14 protein-coding genes are annotated in these 17,567 nt (G+C 75.2%); 2 read left to right on the forward strand and 12 right to left on the reverse strand.

The features are described from left to right. Positions 1 to 40 precede the first annotated feature (40 nt). From ACH4PY_RS27660 to ACH4PY_RS27670, 3 genes are read right to left on the reverse strand one after another with little or no spacing between them, the layout of a single operon-like run. Positions 41 to 937 (reverse strand): carbohydrate ABC transporter permease, encoded by an 897-nt coding sequence (locus ACH4PY_RS27660; RefSeq protein ID WP_398188487.1) that lies wholly within the window; start codon positions 935 to 937, stop codon positions 41 to 43. Continuing rightward, entirely contained in the window at positions 937 to 1,848 is a 912-nt protein-coding gene (locus ACH4PY_RS27665; RefSeq protein WP_398188490.1) for a carbohydrate ABC transporter permease, read from the reverse strand. The genes ACH4PY_RS27660 and ACH4PY_RS27665 overlap by 1 nt, the downstream gene beginning before the upstream one ends. Next, entirely contained in the window at positions 1,845 to 3,200 is a 1,356-nt protein-coding gene (locus ACH4PY_RS27670; RefSeq protein WP_398188625.1) for an extracellular solute-binding protein, read from the reverse strand. The genes ACH4PY_RS27665 and ACH4PY_RS27670 overlap by 4 nt, the downstream gene beginning before the upstream one ends. 261 nt (positions 3,201 to 3,461) lie before the next feature. On the opposite strand from ACH4PY_RS27670, the gene ACH4PY_RS27675 reads away from it, so the two are divergent. Both ACH4PY_RS27675 and ACH4PY_RS27680 read left to right on the forward strand, forming a co-directional pair. Beyond that, positions 3,462 to 4,694, forward strand: coding sequence for an ROK family protein (locus ACH4PY_RS27675; RefSeq protein ID WP_398188493.1), 1,233 nt, complete (start codon positions 3,462 to 3,464; stop codon positions 4,692 to 4,694). Between the two features lie 563 nt (positions 4,695 to 5,257). After that, entirely contained in the window at positions 5,258 to 5,569 is a 312-nt protein-coding gene (locus ACH4PY_RS27680) for a hypothetical protein (protein ID WP_398188496.1), read from the forward strand. On the opposite strand, the gene gndA is transcribed toward ACH4PY_RS27680, so the two are convergent. The 9 genes from gndA to ACH4PY_RS27725 all read right to left on the reverse strand — a co-directional run bounded on the left by gndA (position 5,556) and on the right by ACH4PY_RS27725 (position 17,353). Then, positions 5,556 to 7,037: an NADP-dependent phosphogluconate dehydrogenase gene (gndA, locus tag ACH4PY_RS27685; protein ID WP_398188500.1), complete on the reverse strand. Its 1,482-nt coding sequence runs from the start codon at positions 7,035 to 7,037 to the stop codon at positions 5,556 to 5,558. The genes ACH4PY_RS27680 and gndA overlap by 14 nt on opposite strands. Positions 7,038 to 7,172: 135 nt before the next feature. Next, on the reverse strand, positions 7,173 to 7,976 hold the full coding sequence (locus ACH4PY_RS27690; RefSeq protein ID WP_398188503.1) for a thioesterase family protein: 804 nt from the start codon (positions 7,974 to 7,976) through the stop codon (positions 7,173 to 7,175). 346 nt (positions 7,977 to 8,322) lie between these two features. Continuing rightward, entirely contained in the window at positions 8,323 to 9,225 is a 903-nt protein-coding gene (locus ACH4PY_RS27695; protein ID WP_398188628.1) for an HpcH/HpaI aldolase/citrate lyase family protein, read from the reverse strand. Between the two features lie 17 nt (positions 9,226 to 9,242). Further along, positions 9,243 to 10,463, reverse strand: coding sequence for a CaiB/BaiF CoA transferase family protein (locus ACH4PY_RS27700; protein WP_398188506.1), 1,221 nt, complete (start codon positions 10,461 to 10,463; stop codon positions 9,243 to 9,245). Between the two features lie 140 nt (positions 10,464 to 10,603). Beyond that, positions 10,604 to 11,524 carry a ribokinase gene (locus tag ACH4PY_RS27705; protein WP_398188508.1) on the reverse strand — a complete coding sequence of 307 codons (921 nt, stop codon included), beginning with the start codon at positions 11,522 to 11,524 and terminating at the stop codon, positions 10,604 to 10,606. Next, the gene (locus ACH4PY_RS27710; protein WP_398188631.1) at positions 11,521 to 12,999 is read right to left on the reverse strand and encodes an ADP-ribosylglycohydrolase family protein; all 1,479 of its coding nucleotides are present in this window, start codon (positions 12,997 to 12,999) and stop codon (positions 11,521 to 11,523) included. The genes ACH4PY_RS27705 and ACH4PY_RS27710 overlap by 4 nt, the downstream gene beginning before the upstream one ends. Positions 13,000 to 13,453: 454 nt before the next feature. After that, entirely contained in the window at positions 13,454 to 14,599 is a 1,146-nt protein-coding gene (locus tag ACH4PY_RS27715) for an ADP-ribosylglycohydrolase family protein (protein ID WP_398188511.1), read from the reverse strand. Continuing rightward, positions 14,583 to 15,773 (reverse strand): ADP-ribosylglycohydrolase family protein, encoded by a 1,191-nt coding sequence (locus ACH4PY_RS27720; RefSeq protein WP_398188514.1) that lies wholly within the window; start codon positions 15,771 to 15,773, stop codon positions 14,583 to 14,585. Before ACH4PY_RS27720 ends, ACH4PY_RS27715 begins: the two co-directional genes overlap by 17 nt. Before the next feature lie 482 nt (positions 15,774 to 16,255). After that, a complete protein-coding gene (locus tag ACH4PY_RS27725; protein ID WP_398188516.1) occupies positions 16,256 to 17,353 on the reverse strand; it encodes an ADP-ribosylglycohydrolase family protein in 1,098 nt (365 codons plus the stop codon). Positions 17,354 to 17,567: the final 214 nt, after the last annotated feature.

A 17,567-nucleotide genomic window follows, 5' to 3' on the forward strand; every position in this document is an offset into this window, starting at 1 on the left:
AGGTGCTGCGGACCGCCGGCCGGGGCGGGTGCGCGCCGGGTCAGCCCTTGAGGGCGCCGCCCAGGGCGAAGCCGCCGCCGAGCCTGCGGGCCAGGACGAGGTAGAGCATCACGACGGGGATCGAGTAGACGATGGAGAACGCGGACAGCTGGCCGTACTGCGTCTGATCGTGCGCGCTCAGGAAGGTGAAGACGCTCACCGACGCGGGCAGCTTCTCCGGGGAGAGCAGCAGGATGAAGGGGACGAAGAAGTTGCCCCACATGCCGATGAAGGTGAAGATCGTCACCACGATCACGCCGGGCCACATGAGCGGCAGCACGATCCGCCACAGCACCTGGAGGGTGCCCGCGCCGTCGATCCGCGCGGCCTCCTCCAGCACCAGCGGCACGCCGTCCATGAAGTTCTTCATCAGCCAGATCCCGAACGGCAGCGCCGCCGCGGCCATGAAGAGCGTCGTACCCGGCATCGAGTCGATCAGGTCGACCTGCACGAACATGCTGTAGACCGGGATCATCACCGCGGTGATAGGCAGTCCGGTGCTGAACAGGACGGTGTAGAGGAAGGGCCGCCGCATCCGCGACCGGTAGCGCGACAGCGGATAGGCGGCCAGCACCGAGCACACCACGCACAGCAGGGTGCCGCCGCCGCACAGCAGCAGGCCGTTGAGCATCGGCCGGTAGGTGATGTCGTTGTCGAGGATCCGGTGGAAGTTCTCGCCCGTGGGGGAGGGCACCGACAGCCGGAAGTCGGCGTGCGCGTCGACGGAGGCCAGCAGCATCCACAGCAGCGGCACCAGGTAGAGCGCCGAGAAGACCAGCAGACCGGCGTTGACGGCGATCCGGCCGGTCAGCCGGCGCCGCCTGCGGGTGCGCTCGGCCGTCCGGAGGGCGGAGGCCGGCCGGACCCGTGCCGTCCGCAGGCGTTCGGTGACGGCCATCAGTCCTCCTCGACCTTCAGCATGCGGATGTAGACCACCGAGAACAGCGTGCCCACCACCAGCAGCACCAGCGCGACCGCGGTGCCGTAGCCGATCAGGCTGCTGGTGAAGGCCTGCTGGTACATGAACACCGGGAGCGTCTCGGTCTTGTTGCCCGGTCCGCCGCGGGTCATGGTGTAGATGAGCCCGAAGACCGACAGCGTCTGCAGGGTGATCAGCATCAGGTTGGTCATCACCGAGCGGCGGATCACCGGCAGCGTCACCCGCCACAGCCGCTGCCAGGGCCCGGCACCGTCCACCTCGGCCGCCTCGACCAGTTCCTGCGGCACGTCGTCGAGCGCCGCGGAGTACACCAGCAGGGAGAAGGCGGTGCCGCGCCAGACGTTGGCCAGGCACACCGCCAGGATCGGCAGCGTGTAGAGCCAGTTCTGCCGGGGCAGGCCGAGGCCGTGCAGGATCGCGTTGAGCGAACCCTGCTGGAAGAAGAACGCGTACATCAGATAGCCCGCCACCACCTCCGGCAGCACCCACGCGGAGACCACCACCGTGCTGGTGACCGCCCGCACCGGCCGCGAGGCCTTTTTCATCAGCACCGCGAGCGCCAGCCCCAGCGTGTTCTGCCCGACGACCGCCGAGCCGATCACGAAGACCAGCGTCAGCTCCACGGCGTTGGTGAAGTCCGAGTCGTGGAAGGCGCGGGTGAAGTTGTCGAAGCCGACGAAGTGCGTGCCCGAGGAGCCGGTCAGCTGCATGTCGGTGAAGGCGTAGTAGACGCAGTACGCGACCGGTCCGGCCAGGAACACCACCAGCAGCACCAGCGCGGGCAGCAGCGGCACACCGCGCAGCAGGCCGGACGCCGCCCGGCCGCGACGCGGCCGGGCGGCGGGGGCCGTGGTGGCGGTCGCGGTCACTGCGCGCCCTGGACGGTCTTGTCCGCGCCGACCGCGGTCTTCACGTCGCTGTCAAAGGTGGACGCGGCCTTGTCGACCGACGCCTGGCCGGTCGTCACCGACTCCATGGCCTTCTGGATCGCACTGGAGACCTGGGTGTACGCGGGCACCCCCGGCCGGTAGTACGTGTCGGGGACCAGCGCGGTGAAGAAGCCGTTGGTGGGCAGCGCCTTGAGGTAGGCGGGGTCGGTGGCCACGTCGGTGCGTACCGCGATGGTGGCGTTGACGCTGTTCCACTGCGCCGAGTTGGCCTTGTTCTCCAGGAACTGGGTGAACTTCCACGCCAGATCGGGGTTCTTGGACTTCGCCGGGATCGACCAGGCCCAGCCGCCGGACATGCTGACCTTGCCGCTGCCCTGGCCGTTCTGCGTCGGCATGTAGGCCATGCCCATCGTGGTCTGCCATTGCGGCCACGGCTTGGGACCGGTGCGGATCCAGCTGTTGGGCATCCACGAGCCGTCGAGGTCGATCGCGAGCTTGCCCTGCGGGATCATCTCGGTGCCCACCGCCGCCTGGATGTTGGCGCCCAGCGCCTGCTGCGGGGAGGGGCCGAGGCCCTCGCCGTACACGGTGTGCAGGAAGTCCAGCGCGTCGGTGAAGCCCTTGCTGCCGACCACCCACTTGCCCTGCCCGCTGTCGTACAGCGCGTCCTTCGCCGCCGGGGTGCCGTACAGCAGCATCTCGAAGCCCTGCATCGAGGAGGCCTCGCCCGCCGCGACACCGGTGTAGACGTTCAGCGGTGTGACGCCGGGCAGTTTGGCCTTGACCGTACGGGCCGCGGTCAGCACGTCCGCCCAGGTCTTCGGCTGCCACGGCACGGGGATGCCGGCCTGGGCGAAGAGCTGCTTGTTGTACCACAGGCCGCGGGTGTCGGTGTTGTCCGGCACCCCGTAGGTCTTGCCGTCCGAGAACTTCATCGCGGCCTTGGCGGGCGCGGCGAAGGCGCTCCAGTCCTGCCAGGTCTTCAGATAGTCGTCCAGCGGCTTGAGGTAGCCGCTCGCGACGTCGGAGTTGATCGTCGCGGTGTCCTCGTAGACCAGGTCGGGCGCCGTCGCGGGGGAGCGCATCATCAGCTGGATCTTGGTGTAGTAGTCGTTCTCGCTCGCGGTCACCGGGACGAGCTTGACGGTGGTACCGGGGTTGGCCTTCTCGAACTGCTTGACCATCGGGCCCAGGAAGTCCGCCTGGATGTGATTGCTGTTGTTGAGCTGCTGCTGGTAGACGACCTTGATCGTCTTTCCCGACGCCCCGGAGCCGGAGCCGCACCCTGACAACGTTGCCGCGCTCACGGTGGTGAGGACCGCGGCGGCAATCACCGCTCGACGTCTCGTTCGCACGCTTGACCTCCGGTGAAGGGCCCGAATCGGCCCGCGGCGCGGCGGACCGCACCGGGGGCCGCCCGCGGGGCCGCCCCCGATCAGCAGGGCACCGATGCCCTGGCATGACGGCGAAGCTAAATCCAATGGATTGAGTAAGTCAACGGATCTGACATGTAAACTTCGCCGCGAGCCGCCTGGGGACGGCGGCGCCGGGGGGCGCGAACGCCGGGGGGCGCGGAGGAAGGCGGGGAACACATGACGCAGGGGACGAACCTCCCGCGGGTCGGGGGATACAACCAGGCCGTGGTGCTCGACGCGATCCGCACCGCCGGGCCCGTCAGCCGCGTCGAACTCGCCCCGCTCACCGGCCTGACCAGCCAGACCGTCTCCAACGTGGTCCGCCGGCTGCTCGACGCCGGACTCGTCTCCGAATCCGGCTACGCCCCCTCCAGCGGCGGCAAGCGCCGCACCCTGCTCTCCCCGCGGCCCGACGGGGCGTACGCCGTGGGCGTGCAACTCGACCCGGACGCCGCGGTGGTCGTCGTCGTGGACCTCGCCGGGGAAGTGCTCGCCAACCGCCGGGTCGGCCTCCCCGACGGGGCCGGTCCCGACGAGGTCGTGCCGCGGGTCGCCGCCGCCGCCCACCGGCTCACCGCCAAGGCCCAGGTCGACCCCGCCCGGCTGCTCGGCACCGGCATCGCCGCGCCCGGCCCCATCGACGGCCCCGCCGGAGAAGTCGTCTCCCCGCCCAACTTTGCCGGATGGGGCCGGGTGCCGCTGCGCGCGATGTTCGAGGACGCCACCGGCATGCCCGTCGCCATGGACAACGACGCGACCGCCGCGGCCATCGGGGAACGCTGGATAGGCGGCCGCAGGCGCGCCGGGAGCTTCCTCTTCATCTACCTCGGCACCGGAGTCGGCGCCGGGATCGTCCTCGACGACACGGTGCTGCACGGCGACTCCGGCAACGCCGGGGAGTTCGGCCACATCGCCATCGCCGCCGACGGGATGCCCTGCGACTGCGGCGGCAGCAACTGCGTCGGGCCGTACGTCAGCCCCGCCGGGGTCATCGGCGACCTCGTCCGGCGGCACGGCACGGAGGCCGCCGCGCGGATCGGCGTCACCGGCGCGGCGGACGCGGTGCACCGCGACTGGAAACTGCTGCGGCAGGCCGCACGCGCCGCCGACCCCGCCGCCCTCGACGCCGTACGCCGCGCCGGGCGCCGCTTCGGGCAGGCCGCGCGAGGAGCGGTCGCGCTGCTCGACGTCTCCCGTGTGGTGCTGGGCGGGGAGTCGATCCGCGGCATCGAGCACATCCTCTGCGAGGAGATCGACGCCGCCGTCAACGCGACGAGCGTCGCCCGGATGATCCGGCGCATCGAGGTCGAGAAGAGCGTGATCGGCGACGCGGTTGGGGCGGTGGGCGCGGCGTCCCTCATCCTGCACGGGAACTATGCGCCGGGGTGGGGCATGCTCACCCGGCCGTAGGCCGGGGGAGCGGGGGTTGCCCCTGGCGCGGGGCGGGCGGGCGTCTGTCCCGGGACCCACTGCCGGTGGGGGTCGTTCGCGCGGTTCCTCGCGCCCCGTTCCCCTCGGGGTGGGTGGGTCGGTTGTTGTGGGACCTTCTGCCGGTGGGGCTGTTCGCGCAGTTCCTCGCGCCCCTTCCCGCCGGGGTGCCTCGGTCGGTTGTTGTGGGGCCTTCTGGCGGTGGGGGTCGTTCGCGCGGTTCCTCGCGCCCCTTTCCGCCGGGGACCTTCTGGCGGTGGGGGCGCCGGTAGCGTGGGGTGGGTTGGACTTCTGGGAGGAGAGGGGGGTGTTGTCGATGGCAGGCGTGGGGATTCGTGGTGCGCTGATGGGCGTGCCGACTGTCGTCCGACACATCCCGCTCACCGTCTGAGGCGTCGTATCGGCGTGCCGGTGGGCCGTTCTTCTCGGAGACCACCGTGTTCAGTCGTGAATGTTCCGACGGGTTTTCCCTGCCCCCTGACGGGGTGTCGACCGCTTGCTCGCTCGGGCGGTTGTGGCCGTATGTGCGGCCGTACCGCTGGAGGTTGCTGACCGCGACGGGGCTGGCGGCGCTGGCCGCCGTGCTCGCGCTGGTGATGCCGCAGTTGCTGAGGTGGATCGTCGACGGGCCGGTGGCGCGGCGCAGGCCGGCCGAGCTGGTGTTCGCCGGGGTCTGCTTCCGGCACCCGGACGCGCCCGACCGGGTGTTGCTGCGGGACGTCGGCCTGCGGGTCGCCGACCGGGTCGTGGTGCTCGCGGACGGCCGGGTCGTCGAGGACTGCGCCCCGGCCGACCTGCGCGGATGGCCCGGATCCCGGGACGGACGGCAGGGGGATCCAGGAGTCAGGACGGGGTGACCTCGTCGCGGGAGTCGGTGGCCCAGAGGGTGTGGAAGGTGCCGGGACGGTCGACGCGGTGATAGGTGTGCGCGCCGAAGTAGTCGCGCTGGCCCTGGATGAGCGCCGCCGGGAGCCGCTCCGCCCGCAGGCTGTCGTAGTACGCGAGTGCGGCGGCGAAACCGGGCGTGGGCACGCCGAGTTCGGCGGCCGTGCTCACGACCCGCCGCCACGCGCTCTGGGCACCCCGCAGGGCGTCGGCGAAATGCTCGTCCACGAGCAGCGTCGGCAGGTCGGGGCGGCCGTCGAAGGCCGCGCGGATCCGGTCCAGGAACGCCGCACGGATGATGCACCCCGCCCGCCAGATCGCCGCCACCCGGCCCTGGTCGATGTCCCAGCCGTACTCCGCGCTGCCCACCGCGATCTGGTGGAAGCCCTGCGCGTACGCGATGATCTTCGACGCGTACAGCGCCTGCTCGACGTCCTCCGCGAAGCGGTCGTACGCGGCGCTGTCCAGCGTCGTGGGCGTGGGACCGGGCAGGTCGCGGGCTGCGGCACGCAGCTCGGCGTGGCCGGAGACGGACCGCGCGAAGACGGCCTCGGCGATGCCGCTCACCGGCACGCCGAGGTCGAGCGCGGTCTGCACCGTCCAGCGCCCGGTGCCCTTCTGCTCCGCCTGGTCCAGCACGATGTCGACGAACGGCTTGCCGGTGTCCGCGTCGGTGTGGGCGAGCACCTGCGCGGTGATCTCGATGAGGTAGGAGTCCAGACGCCCCTGGTTCCAGCCGCGGAAGACCTCGGCGATACGGGCGGGCGGCAGGTCCAGGGCGTGCCGCAGCAGGTCGTAGGACTCCGCGATGAGCTGCATGTCGGCGTACTCGATGCCGTTGTGCACCATCTTCACGAAGTGGCCGGCGCCGTCCGGGCCGATGTGGGCGACGCACGGGGAGCCGTCGTCGGCCTTCGCCGCGATGGCCTCCAGCATGGGCGACAGCGCCGCGTACGACTCCGCCGAGCCGCCCGGCATGATGCTCGGGCCGTGCAGCGCGCCCTCCTCGCCGCCCGACACGCCCGTGCCGACGAAGTGGATGCCGCGCTCGCGCAGCGCCTGCTCACGGCGGCGGGTGTCCGCGAAGTGCGCGTTGCCCGCGTCCACGATGATGTCGCCGGGCTCCAGCAGCGCCGCGAACTCCTCGATGACCGCGTCCGTGGGCGCACCCGCCTTCACCATGGCGATGACGCGCCGCGGCCGCTCCAGCGAGGCGACGAACTCCTCGGGCGACTCCGCCGGCACGAAGGTGCCCTCGTCGCCGAACTCCTCCACGAGCGCCCGGGTACGGGACGCGGTGCGGTTGTGGACCGCGGTGACGTAGCCGTGCCGGGCGAGATTGCGCGCCAGGTTCCGGCCCATCACGGCCAGGCCCGTCACCCCGATCTGCGCCCTGCCCGCGCCCTTGCCGCCGCCCGCTGCCTGGTCCGTGGAGGCCATGGGTCCACCCTCTGCCGTCGTGCCCGATCCGCCGGGTCGCCGTCCGTCGTGTCGCTGACGTGCTCCTGCTCGCGATTATGGCGGACAAAACCTCCCGAACCGGCAAGGCCCGGCCGGAGACCGGGCCCGTACGGCTCAGCGCCCGGCGACCAGCAGGGTCTGGGCGATCCGGCCGCAGTCGCCCGAGACGTCGTGCAGTTCGCCGTGCGCGAGGCCCGACCCGCCGGGCGCGGCGGCCGTCGCCGAGCGCAGGCACAGCCACTCGCCGACCGGGTCGCGGTGCAGCAGCAGCGTGACGTCGGTGTTGATCACCAGGTCCTTGCGGTGGTCCAGCTCGAAAGCCACGGCCCAGCTGCTGTCCGCGAGCGTCAGCGCCCGGATCAGCGGGGTGTCCTCCTCACCCGCGACGAGCGGGACGAGCTGCTGCGCCCACACCGTGCCCGGCCCGGGCGTGTCGAACCCCGGCTCCGGCGCGCCGGGCGCGCCCGGCGGAAAACGCCACTCCATCGCCGACACGTAGCCGTCCAGATACGCGCCCGCCATCACCTGCTTCGGCTGCGGCCCCGGCACCGGCGGCACGGGCGGCACCGGGCTCAGCGCCGGGGTGTCCGCGGGGGCGGCCACCAGCCGCCACGCCCTGGCCAGCAGCACGGGTGCGCCGCCCGCGGTGATCCGGCCCTCCAGCAGCTCGGCGCGCCCGCCCGCGCGCACCGTACGGACCTCGACGTCCAGCTCGCCGACCGGCACGGGACGGGGCAGGTCGATCGTCACCCGGGCGATGCGGGTGCCCGGCCGGGCCTCGTGCCGTTCGAAGGCGCGGCCGATCAGGGCGGAGGGGGGTCCCGCGTGCTGGGCCTTCGGGCTCCAGGGCCCGGCGGTCCACGAGCTGCTCGCGTATCGGCTGCCGCCCAGCTTTTGGTAGAACGCCTCGCCGTCCATCCCTGCTCCCTCCCACTGGCGTGGGGCCGATCGTAGCGAGGGGGCCTCACGTCCCCGCCGGACCCCCTCCAGGCCGCGCCTGCGCCGCGGACACGCGTTTTTGAGGGTGCGGCTGCCCCGCCGGGCAACATCCAGGGGCGCGGGGAACTGCGCGAGCAACCACCCACCGGCCGGTGGTCCGGTACGGACCGAACTGCCCCTTCGGGCCGGTTGACTACCTGCGCCCCGGTGGGGGCTGAGCGCGCAGTTCCCCGCGCCCCTGAAAACGAGTGCCCTCCGCGGCAGCGGAAAACGGTCGCCCGGCGCGGCAGGGGAAAACGGTCGCCCGGCGCGGTAGCGGAAAGGCTCAACCTCCCGCGGCAGCGGGGAGCGTGCGGGTGGAGAGGAGGAGGGTGCGGCGGGCGACGGCGACGACCGCCGGGTCGACGAAGCGGCCGTCGGGGAGGGCGACAGCCCCGGGGGACGCGGCGGAGGCCGCGAGGATCTCGTGGGCCGCCGCGACCTCCTGCGCGGACGGCGCGTACGCCCGCTCGATCACCGGAAGCTGCCGGGGATGGATCGCCGCGCGCCCGAGGAAACCGAGGACGCGCCCACGGCGGCAGGACTCGCCGAGGCCCTCCAGATCGCGGACGTCGGGGTGGACGGACTGCGCCGGGGGTGCGAGGCCCGCCGCGCGGGCGGCGACGACCGTGCGGACCCGCGGCCAGGTCAGGGCCTCCTCGCCGGTCAGACCGAGGTCCGCGCGGAGGTCGGCCTCGCCCAGGGCGAGACCGCGTACGGCGGGGTCCGCGCGGGCGACGGCGAACGCGTTCTCCACGCCGAGGGCCGATTCGAGCAGCGGGTAGAGGGGCGGGACGTCCGCCCCCGCCGCCCGTACCGCGCGGACCACCTCGGCGACGTCGCCGGGCGTGCCGACCTTCGGCAGCCGCAGCCCGCCGAGCCCCGGCAGCCCGGCCAGCGCGGCGAGGTCCGGCCCGGCCAGCGGGCCGTCCAGCGCGTTGACCCGCACGTGGACGGGCGGCCGCCCGTGCGCGGGCTCGGCCAGCAGTTCCGCGGTCGCGGCCCGTGCGTACTCCTTGCGGTCCGGCGGCACCGCGTCCTCCAGGTCGACGAGCACGACGTCCGCGCCCGACCGCAGTGCCTTCGCCACCACCTCCGGCCGGTCGCCCGGGGCGTAGAGCCAGGTCAGGGTGAGGCCTTCGTCCCGTCCGGCGCCGGGCGCGTCCGGTCCGCCGCCGGGCGCGGGCACCGCGACCTCGGGCCCGCTCACAGCGCGCCCTCCGCGCGCAGCGCGGCGATCTCCGCACCGGTCAGGCCGAGTTCGGCCAGCACCTCGTCGGTGTCGGCGCCGTGCGGGCGGCCGGCCCAGCGCACCGCGCCGGGGGTGCCGGAGAGGCGGAAGAGGACGTTCTGCATGGACAGCGGGCCCAGTTCGGGGTCGTCGACGCGGGCCACCGTGCCGAGGGCGCGCACCTGCGGGTCGGCGGCCACGTCCCGCACGTCGTACACGGGGGCGACCGCGGCCTGTGCTTCCTCGAACGCGGCGACCACTTCCGCGCGGGTGCGGCGGCCGATCCAGTCGGCCACGACCTTGTCGATCTCCTCGGCGTGCGCGGCGCGCCCGGCGCCGGTCGCGAACCACGGCTCGTCGGCGAACTCCGGGTGTCCCACGAGCCGCAGCACCCGCTCGGCGACCGACTGCGCGGACGACGACACCGCGACCCAGCCGCCGTCGGCGGTCCGATAGGTGTTGCGGGGCGCGTTGTTGTTCGACCGGTTGCCGAGCCGCGGCTGCACGTAGCCGAGCTGGTCGTACCAGAGGAGCTGCGGGCCGAGCACGGCGAGCATCGGCTCGATGATGGCCATGTCCACCACCTGCCCGGCCCCGGTGCGGTCGCGTCCGGCCAGTGCCGCCATGACCGCGTACGCCGTGGCGAGCCCGGCGATCGCGTCGGCCAGGCCGAACGGCGGCAGCGTCGGCGGCCCGTCGGGCTCGCCGGTCGCCGCCGCGAAGCCGCTCATCGCCTCGGCGAGGGTGCCGAATCCGGGGCGGCGCGCGTACGGCCCGGTCTGGCCGAAGGCGGTCACGCGGGCGAGTACCAGCCGCGGGTTGGCCGCGGACAGCTCCTCCCAGCCCAGCCCCCACCGCTCCAGGGTGCCGGGGCGGAAGTTCTCCACGACGACGTCGGCGCCGGCCGCGAGCCGCAGCAGCACGTCGCGCCCGCCGGGCGTGCCCAGGTCGGCGGTGACGGTCCGCTTGTTGCGGCCCAGCTGCTTCCACCACAGGCCCACGCCGTCCTTGGCGGGACCGTGGCCACGGGACGGGTCGGGCTTGCGCGGGTGCTCGACCTTGACGACGTCGGCGCCGAAGTCGCCGAGCAGCATGGCGGCGGTCGGTCCCGCGAACAGCGTCGCGAGATCGACGACCCGCAGGCCGGTCAGCGGACCGGCGGACGGGCCGGGCCGGTCGGGGGAGGGGTGGTGCACGGGCGGTACCTCGGTTCTGGTGCGGTCGTTCCGGTACGGATGCGGATGCGGATGCGGATGCGGATGCGGATGCGGGTACGGGGGAGGGGGCGGATCGTCCGGCGGGCAGCGCGGACGTGCCGTCCCGCGCCGGGCGCCGGTCACGAGACCGGGTGTCTCGCGGCGGCGCGGGCGTCGATGGCCGGGCGCAGCGGCATGGAGGACGACGCGCCCGCCTGCTCGACGGACAGCGCGGACGCGGCGGTGGCCCAGCGCAGCGCCTCCCGCGCCGGGCGGCCTTCGCCGAGGGCGACCGCGAGGGCGCCCACGAAGGTGTCGCCCGCCGCGGTGGTGTCCACGGCCTCCGCCTTCAGCGCCGGCACCACGAGCGGGTCGCGGCCGCGTAGGGCGTGCAGGCACCCCGCGGCGCCCAGCGTGACCACCACCTCCGGCACCGCGTCCAGCAGCGCCCGGGCCGCCGCCCGCGGGTCGCCCGTACCGCTGAGCGCGGCGGCCTCGTGCTCGTTGGGCACCAGCAGGTCGGTCAGCGCGAGGAGTTCGTCGGGCAGCGGCTGCGCGGGCGCGGGCGTGAGCACGGTGCGCACCCCGCGCTCGCGCGCCGCGCGGGCCCCGGCGAGCACACCGGCCAGCGGCAGTTCGAGCTGGAGCAGCAGGGCGCCGGCCGCGCCGATCGCCGCCTCGTCCTGCGAGGTCAGCGTCGTGACCGTGCCGTTGGCGCCGGGTACGACGACGATCGCGTTGTGGCCCGCGCCGTCCACGGTGATCTGCGCGATGCCGCTCGGGCCCGGCACCGTACGCAGCCGGACCGTGTCCACGCCCGACCGGTCGAGCGCCGCGCGCAGCCGTACGCCGAAGTCGTCGTCGCCGACCGCGCCGATCATGGCGACCGCGCCGCCCGCCCGAGCCGCCGCGATCGCCTGGTTGGCGCCCTTGCCGCCGGGCACGGTGCGGAACGACTCGCCCGTGACGGTCTCGCCGAGCCGCGGTGCGACCTTCGCGTACGCGACCAGGTCCATGTTGGCGCTGCCGAGCACCGCGACGGCGGCCTTCGTGACGGTCATGAACTGCCTTCCCCGGGTGAGTGCGCGAGCGCGGCGGTGCGCCGCGCGAGGGTGTCGAAGCCGATGCCGTCGAGACCGCCGACGGTCGTGGACAGCCGGTTCTCCAGCGGATCCGTCCAGCGGGCGGGCAGCGCGGCGGGCGACCCCGCGAGCAGCCCGGCGACCGAGCCGGCCGTCGCCCCGTTGGAGTCGGTGTCCCAGCCGCCGGAGACGGCACGGGTGACGGAGCCGGAGAAGTCGCCCCCGGCGTGGGTGAGCGCGGCCGCGAGCAGGGCCGTGTTGGGCAGGACGTGCACCCAGTGGTGCGCGCCGTACGCGGCGTGCAGCGCGTCCACCACGCCCGTGAAGCCCTCGGGCGTGCCGGACGGCTCCGCGCGCGCGGCCGCCACGCCGAACCGCACGGCGGCCGCCAGCCGTGAGCGGGGCGGCAGCACGCCGAGCCCGGCGTCGAGGCACGCGTGCACGTCCGTGCCGCCGCCCGCCGCCGCGGCGATCACGGCGGCCGCGAACATCGCCCCGAGCACACCGTTGGCGGTGTGCGTGAGCACCGCGTCCCGCCACACCGCGTCCGCCGCGCCCGCCGGGTCGCCCGGGTGCGTCCAGCCGTGGACGTCCGCCCTGATGAGGGCACCGATCCACTCCCGGAAGGGATTGCGCCGCACGGCGGTGCGCGGCGGCTCGATCCCGTCCAGCAGGTTGCGGTACGCGACCCGCTCGGCGGTGAACGTCCGGCCCGCGGGCAGCTCGTCGAGCCACAGCCCGGCGACGTCCTCGGTACGGAAGCCCGGTCCGTGCGCTTCGAGCAGCAGCAGCGCGAGCAGCGGGTAGTTGAGGTCGTCGTCCTCCGGCATCCCGCGGATGTTCTCGGCGAGCGAGGTGGGCGCGCTCCGCCGGTTCCACGGATACCGCGCCGCCAGTCCGGGATCGAGCCCGACCCCGGTGAACCAGGCCTCGATCGGCCAGTTGCCCGTGCCCCGCGCGATCTCCCGGATCCCCTCCAGCGGCAGCTTCTCCACCGGTTTGCCCAGCAGGCACCCCGCGGCCCGCCCCAGCCACGCGGCTTCCAGCCGGGCGGTGAACACGTCCTGCGGCTCCGCCTCGGTGGCCGTGACACCCGTGGGTTGCGCCGCTTCTTCGACCACCGGAGGTGGGCCGGAGGGACCGGCGCCGCTGCCGTGCGCGGACGCCCACGCCGGGGCCAGGGCGTGGATCGCGTCGAGGTCCGTCGGCTCGTTCGCGGCCAGCGGGCTGGGGCGGGCGGCGAGTTCGTCGAGGAGCGACTCGGCGAGGGCCCGCAGCGCGGGCGTGGCCGCGGCGGGCGAGGCGCCCGCGCGCGGCGGCGCGAGGTGACCGCCCGCGGCGAGCCAGCGCCGCCGGACGTCGTCGGCGTCGCGGCCGTCCTCCACCGCCTGACGCAGCTCGTGCCCGATCAGATCCTCGGGCTGCACCCACGTCAGCCGCAGCCCCCCGCTCACCACGCCCCCACCCAGCCGCGCCCGCCCCCGACGACGGCGCGGACCGTGAGCCGTACCCGGGCCGGCCCCGGCGGCGTGCCGTGCGGCCGGTCGGCGGTGGCGCCGGTTCCGGCCGCTCCGGGAGGGGTGCGCGGTGGGCGCGGTGCGGCGGCGGTGGCGGGTTCGGGCCGGGGTGGGGCTGGTGGTGGTGCTGGGTAGGGGTGCGGTGTGGCGGTGGCGGGTTCGGGCCGGGTTAGGGCTGGTGGTGGTGCCGGGTAGCGGCGCGGTGCGGCGGTGGCGGGTTCGGGTCGGGCCGGGGCTGGTGGTGGTGTCGGACGGTGGAGGAGGGGGAGCGGTGTCGCGGGTTCGGGGCGGGCTCCGGGTGGGCCCGGCGGCGTGGCGGGTGGGCGGGGTGTGCCGGTGGTGCGTGGTGCGGGGTCGTGCCCGCCCTTCGCCGCCACGGCGGGCACCGCGCTCACCGCGACGCCGCCAGCGCGGCGAACGCCGCCTCGTGGGCGCGGCGGCGGGACGTGTCGCGGGCGAAGACCTCGCGGGTGACGGCGGACAGCTCGGCGGCGGGGGCGCGCAGGTCGAGGCGGCTGGCGCGGGAGACCTCGGCGGACCACTGCGCGGGGACCGCCGCGCCGCCGCCCAGCGCGCCCGCGAGGGCGCCGCTCATCGTGGCGATGGAGTCGCAGTCCCGCCCGTAGTTGACCGAGCCGAGCACCGCGGGCGCGAACTCCCCGCCCGCGACGAGCAGCATGCCGAGCGCCACGGGCAGTTCCTCGATGGCGTGCAGCCGCGAGGGGCGGCGGGCGCCGAGCGAGGGCTCGCGGTAGTGCGGGCCGACCGTGTCGAAGGGCGCGACGGCCTCGCGCAGCGGCCCGAGCGCCCGCTCCCAGTCGTCGTACGCCACCGCGGCCTCGCACACCGCCTCGATCGCGGCCCGCGTACCGTCCTTGGCCAGCGCGAGCGCCTCGTCGACGACGCTGGTGGCCGTCGCGCCCGGCAGGAAGGCCGCCGCCACGGCCGCCGCGAAGACCCCGGCGGCCTCCCGCCCGTACGAGGACTGGTGCGGCGCGGCCACCTCCAGCGCCTCCGCGTAAGCCCCCGCCGGGTTGCCCGCGTTGACCGCGCCGACCGGCGCCATGTACATCGCCGCACCGCAGTTGACGATGTTGCCGACGCCCGCCTCGCGCGGGTCCACGTGCCCGTAGTGCAGCCGCGCCACGATCCACTTCTCGGCGAGGAAGATCCGTTGCAGCGGCAGCGCCTCCGCCTCCAGCTCCGGCACCCAGCGGGGCGTCCCGATCAGGTCGGGCACCAGGTGCTCGGCGACGCTGTACGCGTCCAGGTGGTCGCGCACCTTCGCGTAGACGCGGACCAGCGCGTGCGTCATGAGGGTGTCGTCCGTGACGTGCCCGTCGCCCTTGTGGTAGGGCGCGATGGGCCGGGCCGTGCGCCAGTCGGCGTGGAAGGGGCCGACGATGCCGCGCACCCTCCCGCCGTGCCGCTCGGCGATCTGCTCGGGCGTCCAGCCCTCCACCGGGCCGCCCAGCGCGTCGCCCACGGCGGCGCCGACCAGGCAGCCGGTGATGCGGTCCTCAAGCGTCGGTTGCATGGGATGCGAGTCCTTCCGGGAAGGGGGTGGTGGGCACGGCCGGTTCGATGGCGGCCAGCCGCCCCGCCAGCTCCATGAGGTCCAGGCCCGCCAGGCGCGGCAGCGCGCAGCCGGCCAGGATGCGGCACGCCGCCCGCCAGGAGGCGGGCAGCGAGCGGGCGCCGCCCAGGGCGCCCGCGAGTGCCCCGGCGAGCGCGGGCGCGGAGTCCGCGACCCGCGACAGGCACGCGGCGGCGGGCACCGCCCCGACGGCCGAGCCGTCCGCCGCGAGCACCAGCGCGAGCGCGACGGGCACGGTGTCGGCGGCGGCGATGCCGTAGCTGTAGACGTGGTCGATGATCTGGTGCTCCAGCAGCGGCACGAGCCCGAACGCCCGCCCGCCCGCGGCCTCCTCGGCCGCGCCGCGGGCGATGTCCACGGCGTGCTCGGCGTTGCGCGCGATCTCCGAGCCCACGGGTAGCTGCGCCTGCGCGGCGGTCACGCACTCCGCGGCGGACGCGCCCGCCAGCGCGAGCGCCACCGCGGCGGCCATCGCGCGGGCGCCGTGCACCCCGTCCTCGTCCTGCGTGTAGCGGGCGTCGAACTCGGCGAGGTCTGCGGCCGCCTGCGGGTCGCCCGGGTGGACGACCGCGAGGACGCACGCCCGGACGCACGCGGCGTCGTCGAAGAAGTGCGGGTTGTCGTGCCCGGAGGCCGGCGGGCGCAGGCCGGTCGCGAGATTGCCGAGCCCGGCGCGTACGGAGATACGGGCGCGCAGCGGGATCTCCGCGGACTCCACCTCCGGGGCGCGGGCCGCCGCCGAGGAGATCTCGGCCGCCAGCGACATCCACGCCAGGTCCACGGCGGCGCGCACCCGGCGGTCCCGGCTGAGGTCGCTGAGCAGCGCGCCGCGCGAGGCGACGACCGCCTCGGCGGTGAAGGCCGCCCACTCGGCGTCGTCCGAGGGGCCGAGCCGCAGGGGCTCGGGCGGCTGGTTGAGGGCGATCGGTACGGGCAGGGTCGTGGTCTCGTTCTGCTCGGCGAAGGTGTCCAGCTCACGGGTGAGCCGCCGCGTCCACTCCGGCATCCGCACCGCCCGGTGCCGTGCCGCCGGCCACCCGGCGGCGTCCCCCGCCGCGAGCCCCAGCAGCATCCCCTCGACCCGCGAGCGCGCGTCCTCCTCGGCGAACGGCACCGCACCGCGGGCCCCCGCCGGCCCACCCCGGGCGCGACTCCCCCCGGACGGCGGCCTGTCGCCCGGGACGGGCACGGCACCAGCGGCCCACCCCGCACGATTCCCGAGCGCGGGCTCGGCGGGTGCGGTGGGCACCGGACCCCTTGGCGGGCCCGGAGGTTCGGGCGACCCGGCGGGCGCCGGGCCCGGTACGGCGGCCCGGGGGGAGCCGGGCGCCGGGTGCGGGTGCGGGGCCGGTGGTGCGGTGTGCGTGTCGTGGGCGGGGTCTGACGGCGCGGTGGGGGCCGGGTGCGGGGCCGGTGGTGCGGTGTGCGTGTCGTGGGCGGGGTCTGACGGCGCGGTGGGGGCCGGGTTCGCCGTGCGGGTCGGGGGCGCGGTGGGGGCCGGGTTCCCGGTGAGGGCCCGGGGTGTGGTGGGGGCAGGGGGAGGGGGCTGGGGGGCGCGTGCCGTGGGCGGCGGGTTCTCGGGAAGGGGGGGAGTGGTCATGACGCCGCCAGGGTGGGGGTGTCGGGGGAGAGGAGGTCGGCGATGTCGAGGACGTGGTAACCGGCCATCGCGGGCAGGCAGCTGCCGCGCACGTCCTTGACGGCCTTGGACCAGCGTTCGGGGATCGCGGTCCAGCCGCCGAGGGTGCCCGCGAGCGCTCCGGCCACCGCCGCGGTGGTGTCGGCGTCGCGGCCCATGTTCACCGCGGTGAGCACGGAACCGGTGAAGTCGCCGCCCGCGAGGGCGAACGCGCCGAACGCGAGGCCGACCGCCTCCGGCGCCAGGTCCGTCCACGGGTAGCCGCCGATGACGACCGCGGCGCGCAGCGCCCGTTCGCGGTCCAGCACCGCCAGGGACGGGTCCAGCCGGAGGCGGCGCGCGACGGTGACCGCCCGGCGCAGCGAGCGCGCCGTCCAGGAGTCCTCGGGCACCACCGACAGCGCGGCGGTGATCACGGCCGCGGTGTCGCCGCCGCCCATCGCGGCAGCGACCCCCGCGGCGACGGCCTGGCCGCCGTAGATCCCCTCGCCCTCGTGGCTGACCGTGCCGTCGATGGCGACCAGCCGTGCGGCCTCCGCGGGGCGCCCGGCGGCGAAGACCCCGCAGGGCGTGGCCCGCATCGCCAGGCCGTCGCTCCAGGCGTGCCGGTGCTGCGCGGTGATCGGGGCGGCGAGGCCCCGGCGGAGGTTCTCCAGGGTGCCGCGCTCGCTGAAGCCGGCGCCGCGGAAGGCGCCCTCGTCGCGGTCGGCGATCCAGACGTGCCAGGCCGTCTCGACGTCGGCGGGGGTGAGCGCGGAGCCGTACCGGCCGAGCAGCAGGCCGGACAGGATCGCGTACTCGGTGTCGTCGGTGCCCGCGGGGTCGTCGGTGACGAAGTCCTCGATGCGGCCCCAGCGTTTGCGGATCTGCGACGGTTTCATGTTCTCGGCGGGGGCGCCCAGCGCGTCGCCGACGGCGAGGCCGGTGAGCGCGCCGCGCGCGTGGTCACGGGGTGAGCCGGGCAGGGGCGGGGGTCGGCGGGGTCCGGCGGGGGGTGGGGTGGGGGAGAGGGCGTACGGGCCGGGGGCGGCGGGGGGCGGGGGAGTTGTGCTCATGACGTGCCGTTTCCTGGTGAGTCCTGCGGGGTGGTGCCGAGGTGCGCCGTACCGGCGGTCCGTACGGCGGCGGCCGCGAGGAGGGCGGCGGGCGGTGTGCGCGGGGGGACGGGGACACGGCGGGGGGCTCCTTCCGTGGCGGTCGGCGGTGCGCTTCGGGCCGCCGGGCGGGTCCCGGAGGCGGAAGACCCGCCGCAGTGGGGAGTCGGCGGCT

The sequence above is a fragment of the Streptomyces sp. NPDC021224 genome (genome assembly GCF_044332905.1).
Lineage (GTDB): Bacteria > Actinomycetota > Actinomycetes > Streptomycetales > Streptomycetaceae > Actinacidiphila.